7 protein-coding genes and 1 rRNA gene are annotated in these 10,181 nt (G+C 47.8%); all 8 read left to right on the top strand.

Annotated features, from left to right (window positions below; translation table 11 throughout):
* Positions 1-71, top strand: a 5S ribosomal RNA gene (gene rrf, locus HCJ66_RS16465); the annotation flags it as partial.
* Between the two features lie 144 nt (positions 72-215).
* Positions 216-674, top strand: coding sequence for a CtsR family transcriptional regulator (locus HCJ66_RS04820; protein WP_036094421.1), 459 nt, complete (start codon positions 216-218; stop codon positions 672-674).
* A 10-nt stretch (positions 675-684) separates the two neighbouring features.
* Positions 685-1,194: a UvrB/UvrC motif-containing protein gene (locus HCJ66_RS04815; RefSeq protein WP_187132105.1), complete on the top strand. Its 510-nt coding sequence runs from the start codon at positions 685-687 to the stop codon at positions 1,192-1,194.
* Positions 1,184-2,212 carry a protein arginine kinase gene (locus tag HCJ66_RS04810; RefSeq protein ID WP_036060191.1) on the top strand — a complete coding sequence of 343 codons (1,029 nt, stop codon included), beginning with the start codon at positions 1,184-1,186 and terminating at the stop codon, positions 2,210-2,212. The genes HCJ66_RS04815 and HCJ66_RS04810 overlap by 11 nt, the downstream gene beginning before the upstream one ends.
* 27 nt (positions 2,213-2,239) lie before the next feature.
* The gene (locus tag HCJ66_RS04805) at positions 2,240-4,756 is read left to right on the top strand and encodes an ATP-dependent Clp protease ATP-binding subunit (protein ID WP_187132104.1); all 2,517 of its coding nucleotides are present in this window, start codon (positions 2,240-2,242) and stop codon (positions 4,754-4,756) included.
* Positions 4,757-4,888: 132 nt separating this feature from the next.
* Entirely contained in the window at positions 4,889-5,893 is a 1,005-nt protein-coding gene (locus HCJ66_RS04800) for an aldo/keto reductase (protein WP_187132103.1), read from the top strand.
* 109 nt (positions 5,894-6,002) lie between these two features.
* Positions 6,003-8,603: a phosphoenolpyruvate synthase gene (ppsA, locus tag HCJ66_RS04795; protein ID WP_187132102.1), complete on the top strand. Its 2,601-nt coding sequence runs from the start codon at positions 6,003-6,005 to the stop codon at positions 8,601-8,603.
* Between the two features lie 145 nt (positions 8,604-8,748).
* Positions 8,749-10,122, top strand: coding sequence for a DNA repair protein RadA (gene radA / locus HCJ66_RS04790; RefSeq protein WP_187132101.1), 1,374 nt, complete (start codon positions 8,749-8,751; stop codon positions 10,120-10,122).
* The last annotated feature ends 59 nt before the right edge of the window (positions 10,123-10,181 follow it).

Here is a 10,181-nt window from a genome sequence, read left to right as displayed (position 1 = left end):
ACGGAAGTTAAGCTTTTCAGCGCCGATGGTAGTAGGGGGCTTCCCCCTGTGAGAGTAGGTCGTCGCCGGGCAATGTACATATTTTAAACACTAAACGAGATAATGTTTGGTGTTTTATTTTTTTGAGTGCTAATTCTTTGCAATTAGGCTCTTTTTTTTAGTATAATTAAAGTCAAAAATAGTCAAAGTCAGTAGAGTGAAAGGAGTGCATCCTTATGAAGAATATATCGGATATTATTGAGGCTTATTTGAAGCAGGTTTTGGAAGCTAGTGAGGCTGTTGAGATTAAGCGAAGCGAGATGGCGGATCAGTTTCAGTGTGTGCCGTCCCAGATTAATTATGTGATTAATACGCGCTTTACGATGGAACGTGGATATTTAGTTGAGAGTAAGCGTGGCGGTGGCGGCTATATTAGGATTATTAAGGTTAAGATGAATGATAAATTGCAGTTGTTGGATGCCATTATTGTGATGGTGCATGAGAAGAAGGTGTCGCAGAATTTTGCGGAGGATGTTTTGCTTAGGTTGCTTGAGGAAGAGGTTGTTTCGAAACGGGAGGCGCGTTTGATGCTGGCTGCGATGGATCGGAATGTGATTGCGTTGCCTTTACCTGAGCGTGATATTATTCGAAGTCGGATGCTTGAGGCTATGCTTGAGGCGTTGAAATACGAGTAGGAGGCGTTTTATGATTTGTCAGAGTTGCGGTGAAAATGAGGCGAATATTGAAATTAGGCATGAGTTTAATGACCAGACTTTCTCGGTATTTTTGTGTAAGGGGTGTGCGGAGGGGCAGAGCATGGCTTATATGGAGGAGCAGGTTGCTGAGAATAGTGTGGATTTTCTGAGTTTGTTGCAGCGGTCGCCGGAAAAAGATGTGGAGATGCTGGAATGTGAGTATTGTGGGATGTCTTTGCAGGCGGTGATGGATTCGTCTAAATTGGGCTGTGAGCATTGTTATGATAAGTTTGCGGAAAATGTGATGCAGATGGTGGAGCGGGCTCAGAATGGGAATAAGGGACACGTCGGAAAGGTTCCGCTGGCTGAGAAGGAAGTTTTGGCGGTGGAGGAGCAGTTGCGGGTATTGCAGGACCGGATTGTGCTTTTGGTGGCTGAGGAGGCTTTTGAGGAGGCGGCGGTTGTTCGGGATCAGATTAAGGCTTTGAAAGAGGATGGGGCTGGTTTGGATGAGGAATGAGAATTTGTTTGAACCGGTGCTTAGTTCTTGGTTGATGAAGGATGGGCCGGAGAGTGATGTTGTGATTAGTTCGCGGGTGAGGTTGGCTCGGAACTTTAAGGACTGGAACTTTTCTGGTGCGGGATTGGAGTTGCTGGAGCGGGTTCGTGAGGTGTTTGGTGATGAGGAGTTTCCGCTTCTTGAGATGGGGGACTTGTCGTTGTTGCAGCGCGGGATGTTGGTGGAACGTCACTTGATTAGTCCTGAGATGATGCGCCGGCATGAGTTTGGTGCGGTGATGATTAGTGGGGATGAAAAGGCGAGTGTGATGTTTAATGAGGAGGATCATATTCGGATTCAGTGTTTGGCGCCGGGCTTGCAGTTGGAGCAGGTGTTGGATGAGGCTTTCAAATTGGATGATGCGTTTGAGAGGAAGATGCCTTATGCTTTTGATAAGCGGTTGGGGTATTTGACGACGTGTGTGACGAATGTTGGGACGGGTCTCAGGGCTTCTGTGATGGTGCATTTGCCGGGATTGGTTGCAACAAAGCAGTTACAAAAAACGATAGAAGCGATTAGAAGGTACGGTTTTGTGGTAAGAGGAATGTATGGGGAGGGAAGTCGGCCTGCGAGCAATATTTTTCAAATCTCAAATCAGGTGACATTAGGGAAGACGGAGCTTGAGATTGTACAGGATTTGTCGGATGTGATGGAGCAGGTAATTATGCAGGAGCGGGTTTGCCGAACCAAATTGAAACAAAAATTTCATATTGTGATGGAGGACAGAATTTTCAGAGCATATGGGATGTTGAAACATAGTCGGATATTGGCGCAGAAAGAGGCTGCGGACGCTATTTCTGATTTGCGGCTGGGTGTGCAGATGGGATATGTTGAGCATATACCTAGTCAAAAGGTCAATGAACTGATATTATTTTCGCAACCAGCTTTTTTGCGAAAGTTTGCGCAGCGGGATATGAATGAATTGGAAGAAAAAGTGATTCGGGCTGCGGCTATCCGAGAAATTTTGGATACATACTAGCTACGAAAATTGGAGGAGGAAACTACCATGATGTTTGGAAGATTTACGCAAAGAGCGCAGAAGGTATTGGCTTTGTCACAGGAAGAGGCTATGAGATTGAAGCATAGCAATTTGGGAACGGAACATATTTTGTTGGGATTGGTTCGTGAGGGTGAGGGTATCGCTGCGAAGGCGTTATATGAGCTTGGAATTAGTTCGGACAAGGTGCAAAAGGAAGTAGAGACTTTGATCGGTGAGGGCGAAACTGCTGTTCAAACGATTCAATATACGCCGCGTGCGAAAAAAGTAATTGAGTTATCGATGGATGAGGCGCGTAAGCTTGGCCATACGTATGTTGGGACGGAGCATATCTTGCTTGGCCTGATTCGTGAAGGTGAGGGAATTGCGGCTCGTGTGCTTGGAAATCTTGGTGTGAGCTTGAATAAGGCGCGTCAGCAGGTCTTGCAATTGCTTGGTGGCGGGGACGGTGCGGCTTCTGGTCGTTCGACGAATACGCAAGCGACGCCGACTTTGGATAGCTTGGCGCGGGACTTGACAGTGATTGCGCGGGAAGAGAATTTGGATCCTGTGATTGGGCGTTCGAAGGAGATTCAACGTGTGATTGAGGTGCTTAGTCGCCGGACGAAGAATAACCCAGTTTTGATTGGGGAGCCTGGTGTTGGTAAAACGGCGATTGCGGAAGGTTTGGCGCAACAAATTGTGCATAATGAGGTGCCGGAAACGTTGCGTGGAAAACGTGTGATGACGCTTGATATGGGGACGGTTGTCGCTGGAACGAAATACCGTGGTGAATTTGAGGATCGGTTGAAAAAAGTAATGGATGAGATTCGCCAAGCTGGAAATGTTATTTTGTTTATTGATGAATTGCATACGTTGATTGGTGCGGGTGGCGCGGAAGGTGCGATTGATGCATCGAACATTTTGAAACCGTCGCTTGCTCGTGGTGAGTTGCAATGTATTGGTGCGACAACGCTTGATGAGTATCGGAAGTATATTGAAAAGGATGCTGCGCTTGAAAGACGTTTCCAACCGATTCGTGTGGAGGAGCCAACTGTGGATGAGTCGATTCAAATTTTGCGGGGACTTCGGGATCGTTATGAGGCGCATCACCGGGTTGCGATTACGGATGCTGCGGTTGAGGCTGCAGTTAGATTGTCGGATCGGTATATTTCGGATCGATTCTTGCCTGATAAAGCGATTGACGTGATTGATGAGGCGGGTTCGAAGGTACGTTTGAAGGCTTATACGACGCCTGCGAATGTGAAGGAAATGGAATCGAATTTGGCGGAATTGAAAAAAGAGAAGGATGCGGCGGTTCAAGGTCAAGAGTTTGAGAAGGCGGCTTCATTGCGTGATAAGGAACAGCGATTAAGACGTGAGTTGACGGAGAAGAAGAAGGACTGGCATGCGAAACAAGGTCAGGATAATAGTGAAGTGACGGAAGAGATTGTTGCTGAGGTTGTGGCGAGTTGGACGGGGATTCCGGTTACGAAACTGGGTGAGACCGAGACGGATAAATTGCTGAATATGGAGTCGCTTCTTCATAAGCGTGTGATTGGACAAGAGGAAGCTGTTAAGGCGGTTTCTCTGGCTGTGAGACGTGCGCGTGCGGGGCTTAAGGATCCGAAGCGCCCGATTGGTTCGTTTATCTTCTTGGGACCTACTGGTGTTGGTAAAACGGAATTGGCGCGTGCGGTTGCCGAATCGATGTTTGGTGACGAGGAAGCGATGATCCGGATTGATATGTCGGAGTATATGGAGAAATTCTCGACGGCGCGTCTTGTTGGGGCTCCACCAGGCTATGTTGGTTATGAAGAGGGCGGCCAGTTGACGGAGAAAATTCGCCAAAAACCTTACTCGGTTCTACTTTTAGATGAGATTGAAAAAGCGCATCCTGATGTGTTTAATATGTTGTTGCAAGTGCTAGATGACGGGCGTTTGACGGATTCTAAAGGTCGGGTTGTTGATTTCCGAAATACGGTTATTATTATGACGTCGAATATCGGTGCGCAAGAGTTGAAGGATGATAAATCGGTTGGCTTCAACGTTTCTGATATGACGAAGGATCATAAGGCGATGCAACACCGGATGCTTCAAGAGTTGAAAAAGGCGTTCCGTCCTGAGTTTATTAACCGGATTGATGAATCGATTGTTTTCCATTCGCTAAATGAGAAGGAATTGAAAGAAATCGTGACGTTGCTTACGGAACAGTTGACGAAGCGTCTTGGCGAACGTAATATCCATGTGACTTTGACGGAGAGTGCGAAGGCTAAAATTGCGAAGGACGGTTATGATCCGGAGTATGGTGCGCGTCCGTTGAAACGGGCAATCCAGAAAAATGTGGAGGATCGTTTGTCGGAAGAGTTGCTGCGTGGAACGGTTAAGGTTGGCGATACGGTCGTTATTGGGACTAAAGCTGGCGAGTTGACGGTTACGGTGAAGGCGAAGAAGAAAGCTCCTGTAGCTAAGAAGAAAACGACGACAACGGCTACGAAGGCAAAAGCGAAGGCGAAACCTAAAGCGAAGCCTGCTAAATCGGAGTAATTAGATAGTTGAAAAGTGATGGGAATCTGAAACTGGATTGCTATCACTTTTTTATTTTAGGGTTATTGCTTGTGTTGGAGTGGGGTTTAAGGTTTATACTGAGATTGTATGAATTTGAAGGAGGACGAGGATATGGAATATATGAAATTTGGTAATACGGGTATGGATGTTTCGCGGATTTGTTTAGGTGCGATGGGATTTGGGGATCCAGAAAAATGGGTGCATAAGTGGGTTTTGAATGATGAGGGTAGTCGTCCTGTAATTAAGAAAGCGCTTGATTTGGGGATTAATTTTTTTGATACGGCGAATATTTATTCTTTGGGCGAGAGTGAACGGGTTCTTGGAAAGGCTTTGAAGGATTATGCGAAGCGGGATGATATTGTGCTGGCAACGAAGGTTCACGGGGATATGCGTCCTGGGCAGCCTAATAGTGGTGGGCTTTCGCGTAAGGCGATTTTGACGGAGATTGATCATAGTTTGGAGCGGTTGGGGATGGATTATGTGGATTTGTATATTATTCATCGTTGGGATTATGATACGCCAATTGAGGAGACGATGGAGGCGCTACATGATGTGGTGAAGTCTGGGAAGGTGCGGTATATTGGGGCGAGTGCGATGTATGCGTGGCAATTCCAGAAGGCGCAGCGTGTGGCGGAGCGCAACGGTTGGACGAAATTCGTTTCGATGCAGAATCATTATAATATGATTTATCGGGAGGAGGAGCGTGAGATGGTGCCGTTTTGTCGGGATGAGAAAATTGCGCTGACGCCGTATAGTCCGCTTGCTTCTGGTCGTTTGACGCGTGATTGGTCGGAAACGAGTCTTCGTTCGGAGACGGATCAGGTGCAACATTCGAAATATGATGGCATGATGGAGGCGGATCGTTTGATTGTGGAGCGGTTGGCGGAGGTTGCGGTGAACCATGGTGTGACGCGGGATAAGATTGCGCTTGCTTGGTTGTTGAATAAGGATCAAGTGGTGTCACCGATTATTGGGGCGCAGAAAGAGAGTCATTTGGAGAGTGCAGTTGCAGCGCTTGATGTAGAGTTGACGCTTGCTGAGATGCGTTATTTGGAAGAATTGTATGTACCGCATCCTGTAGTTGGGCTGATTCCAGACCCGAAAAGTGTTTTGTGATCTCTCCTTAATTTAATTATAGCATGAAAAAAAGTAATAATATAGACTGTTTATTCCTAAAAATTACTGCTAGAATGAAGCGTATAGTAATGGCGAGGAGAGATGTACGATGGGTGATTTGGTTCTCGGTTTTCAGGAGATAGAGGAGTCGCAGCTTTTTTTAGTTGGTGGAAAAGGGTTGAATCTGAGCAAGTTAGAAAAAATGGATGGAGTGCGTGTGCCGGAAGGTTTTTGTGTGACGACAGTGGGATATCAACGGGTTATCGAGCAGAATGATGGGTATCAGGCTTTGCTTAAGCGGCTGGATTTTTTAGGTGTGGAGGACCGGGATCAGGTTAGTGAGATCAGTGAGCAGATTCGGGAGTTGATTATGGGGTTAGAGATTCCTCGTGATTTGGTGCAGGCTGTGACGGATTACATTTCTAAATTGGGCGCGGAACATGCTTATGCGGTTCGTTCTAGTGCGACGGCGGAGGATTTGCCTTCTGCTTCTTTTGCGGGGCAGCAGGATACGTATTTGAATGTTGTTGGTGTGGACGCGATTTTGCGACATATTAGTAGGTGTTGGGCGTCTTTATTTACGGAGCGTGCGGTGATTTATCGGATGCAAAATGGGTTTGATCATCGCCATGTTTATTTGTCGGTGGTCGTTCAAAGAATGGTTTTTCCTGAGGCATCGGGGATTTTGTTTACAGCGGATCCGATTACTGCTAACCGAAAAGTGCTTTCTATTGATGCGAGTTTTGGATTGGGTGAGGCGCTGGTTTCTGGCTTGGTGTCGGCGGATTCTTATCGGGTGCGAGATGGTGAAGTTGTTGAGAAGGTGATCGCGACGAAGAAACTGGCGATTTATGGGCTGGAAGCTGGCGGGACAGAAACGCGGGGAATTGATGTGGCGCAGCAACGGATGCAGACGTTGACGGAGGCGCAAATCTTGGAGCTGGCGCGGATTGGACGGCTGGTTGAGGCTTATTTTGGACGACCGCAGGATATTGAGTGGTGTTTAGTGGATGGGGCGTTTTATATTGTGCAAAGTCGTGCGATTACGACGCTGTATCCGATTCCAGAGGCGGGGGATCAAGGGAATCATGTGTACGTGTCGGTTGGGCATCAGCAAATGATGACGGATGCGATGAAGCCGCTTGGTTCGGATTTTTATTTGATGACGACGCCGGCGCCGATGCGTGTTGCTGGCGGGAGGTTGTTTGTTGATATTTCGGGGATGTTGGCGACTTCGGCTGGGCGCGATAATTTAGTGAATAATTTGGGCCAGTCGGATCCTTTGATGAAAGATGCGTTTGAGACGATTATAGCGCGTGATTTTATTAAGACTGTGCCGGGCGATGAGCGTGCGCCGAGTGTGGATGCTACGTCTTCTGATATTTTTGAGGCGCGGATGGAGAATGATCCGGAGATTCCTGCGGCGTTGATACGAGATAGTCAGGCTTCGATTGCGGAAGCTGCGCGTGAGATGGAGAAGAAATCTGGATTGGATGTCTTTGATTTTATTGTGGCGGATTTTCAGGTTTTGAAAAAGTATTTGATGGATCCGCGGAGTAGTGCTGTTTTCATGACGGCAATGGAGGCTTCGGTTTGGCTGAATGAAAAAATGGAAGCGTGGCTAGGTGAGAAGAATGTTGCGGATCTGATTTCTCAGTCGGTGCCGAACAATATTACTTCGGAAATGGGATTGGAATTGTTGGATGTTGCGGATTTGATTCGGCCTTATCCGGAGATTATTGCGTATTTGCGAGATGTGACGGAGGAGGATTTTTTGTCTGAGTTGGGTCGTTTTGATGGCGGGAAAGAGGCTGTGGCAGCGATTCAGGATTATCTTCGTAAGTATGGGATGCGTTGTGCGGGGGAGATTGATGTGACGAAAGCGCGCTGGATGGAAAAACCGACGATTCTGATTCCGATGATTTTGAGTAATATTAAAAATTTCGAGGCTGGTGCGAGTGCGGAGAAATTTGAGCAAGGGAGACGCGAGGCTTTGGCGAAAGAGCAGGACGTTTTAGAGCAGTTGCGGTCTTTGGCGGATGGTGATCGGAAGGCGGATGAAACGGAGCGTGTGATTGGGCTGACTCGGAATTTTATTGGCTATCGCGAGTATCCGAAATATGCGATGATTAATCGTTACTTCATATATAAGCAGGGATTATTGCGCGAGGCACAGAAGTTAGTGGAATTGGGCGTTCTTCGGGAAAAAGAGGATGCGTTTTATCTTCATTTTGAGGAGTTTCGTGATGTGGTTGTGACGGGGAAAGTGGATTATCGGGTTATTGAGGAGCGGAAGGATGCGTATGAGTTGTATGAAAAATTGACGCCGCCGCGGATTATTACGTCGGATGGGGAGATTATTTCGGGTAGTTATACGCGTGAGAATATTCCGGATGAGGCGATTGTTGGCTTGCCTGTTTCAGCGGGAACGGTTGAGGGGCGCGCGCGGGTTATTTTGGATATGGCGGATGCGGATTTGGAGGCTGGCGATATTTTGGTGACGGCTTTCACGGATCCGAGTTGGACGCCGCTTTTTGTATCGATTAAAGGCTTGGTGACGGAAGTTGGTGGGGTCATGACGCATGGTGCGGTGATTGCGCGTGAGTATGGCTTGCCTGCAATTGTCGGTGTGGAAGGCGCTACGAAATTGATTCAAGATGGCCAGCGGATTCGTGTTCATGGAACGGAAGGTTATATAGAAATTTTGTGAAAATTGGAGGGCGTGATTGCCTTCTTTTTTTGCGTGAAAACGGGAGAATCAGGCTTGAAAATGGAATTTTGATGTTGGGTGATTTTTGTGGCGGGAAGTGTGGTAAAATAGGGACAGATATGAAAATTGGAAGGTGATTTTTAGCATGGCGAAAGCGAAGCGTAGTGTGAAATTTATGTGTCAGGAATGTGGATATGAGTCGCCGAAATGGATGGGGAAATGCCCGAATTGTGGGGCGTGGAATCAGATGGTGGAAATGCTTGAGCCGACGAAAAAGGGACGGTCATCGTTTACGCATACGGAGGAACCTTCTGCGGCTGTGCCTATTACGAAAATTACGAGTGACAATGAACCGCGGTTTTTGACGCAGATGCCGGAGCTGAATCGGGTGCTTGGCGGCGGAGTTGTGCAGGGCTCGATGGTGCTCGTTGGTGGGGATCCGGGAATCGGGAAATCGACGTTGTTGTTACAAGTTTCGGCGCAACTGACGACGACGGGGAAACGGGTGCTTTATATTTCTGGTGAGGAATCGGTGAAACAGACGAAGTTGCGGGCGGAACGGTTGCTTGTGACGGGGGACAATTTGTATGTGTATGCGGAGACGAATTTGGAGGCGATTCAGCAGACGATTCAGCATGTGAAGCCGGATTTCGTGATTATTGATTCGATTCAGACGGTGTATCATCCGGATGTGACGAGTGCGGCGGGAAGTGTGTCGCAGGTTCGGGAGTGTACGGCGGAGTTGATGCGGATCGCGAAGGGCGGCAATATTGCGGTGTTTATCGTGGGGCATGTGACGAAGGAAGGCGCGATTGCTGGGCCTCGGATGCTCGAACATATGGTGGATACGGTGCTTTATTTTGAAGGCGAGCGCCATCATGCGTACCGAATTTTGCGGGCGGTGAAGAACCGGTTTGGGTCGACGAATGAAATCGGGATTTTTGAAATGCGCGATATTGGGTTAGTGGAAGTCGCGAATCCGTCGGAGGTTTTCTTAGAGGAACGGCTGGACGGGGCTTCGGGCTCGACGGTGGTTGTTTCGATGGAGGGCACGCGGCCGATTCTAGTTGAGATTCAGGCGTTGATTTCGCCGACGATGTTCGGGAATGCGAAACGGATGGCGACGGGGATGGATCACAATAAGGTGTCGCTGATTATGGCGGTGCTTGAGAAGCGGGTCGGATTGTTGTTGCAAAATCAGGATGCTTATTTGAAGGCGGCTGGTGGTGTGAAGCTGGATGAGCCGGCGATTGATTTGGCGGTGGCTGTGAGTATTGCGTCGAGTTATAATGATAAGCCTACGAAAAGTACAGACTGTTTTATCGGTGAGATTGGCTTGACTGGTGAGATTAGACGGGTTTCGCGGATTGAACAGCGTGTGCAAGAGGCTGCGAAATTAGGCTTTAAACGGATTTTCATTCCGGCGAATAATCAAGGGGAGTGGAAGATTCCGAAAGATGTTAGTATTATTGGGGTGACGACGCTTGGAGATGCGCTGAACAAGGCGTTGCCGAAATAATTTTGATGTGGGGCTGTTATTTGTTTGAAACAGTCCCGTTTTAATTGCCGTAGAGCCTT

Origin of the sequence: Paenilisteria portnoyi, assembly GCF_014322795.1 — a bacterium.
In the GTDB taxonomy this organism is placed as follows: Bacteria; Bacillota; Bacilli; order Lactobacillales; family Listeriaceae; genus Listeria_A; species Listeria_A portnoyi.
The sequence above is the reverse complement of the archived record's forward strand: the minus strand, read 5'-3'. Positions and strand labels throughout refer to the sequence as shown.

Coding starts and splice junctions, on each gene's coding strand:
- HCJ66_RS04820 (WP_036094421.1), top strand. CDS start 216: ATGAAGAATATATCGGATATTATTGAGGCTTATTTGAAGCAGGTTTTG.
- HCJ66_RS04815 (WP_187132105.1), top strand. CDS start 685: ATGATTTGTCAGAGTTGCGGTGAAAATGAGGCGAATATTGAAATTAGG.
- HCJ66_RS04810 (WP_036060191.1), top strand. CDS start 1,184: ATGAGGAATGAGAATTTGTTTGAACCGGTGCTTAGTTCTTGGTTGATG.
- HCJ66_RS04805 (WP_187132104.1), top strand. CDS start 2,240: ATGATGTTTGGAAGATTTACGCAAAGAGCGCAGAAGGTATTGGCTTTG.
- HCJ66_RS04800 (WP_187132103.1), top strand. CDS start 4,889: ATGGAATATATGAAATTTGGTAATACGGGTATGGATGTTTCGCGGATT.
- ppsA (WP_187132102.1), top strand. CDS start 6,003: ATGGGTGATTTGGTTCTCGGTTTTCAGGAGATAGAGGAGTCGCAGCTT.
- radA (WP_187132101.1), top strand. CDS start 8,749: ATGGCGAAAGCGAAGCGTAGTGTGAAATTTATGTGTCAGGAATGTGGA.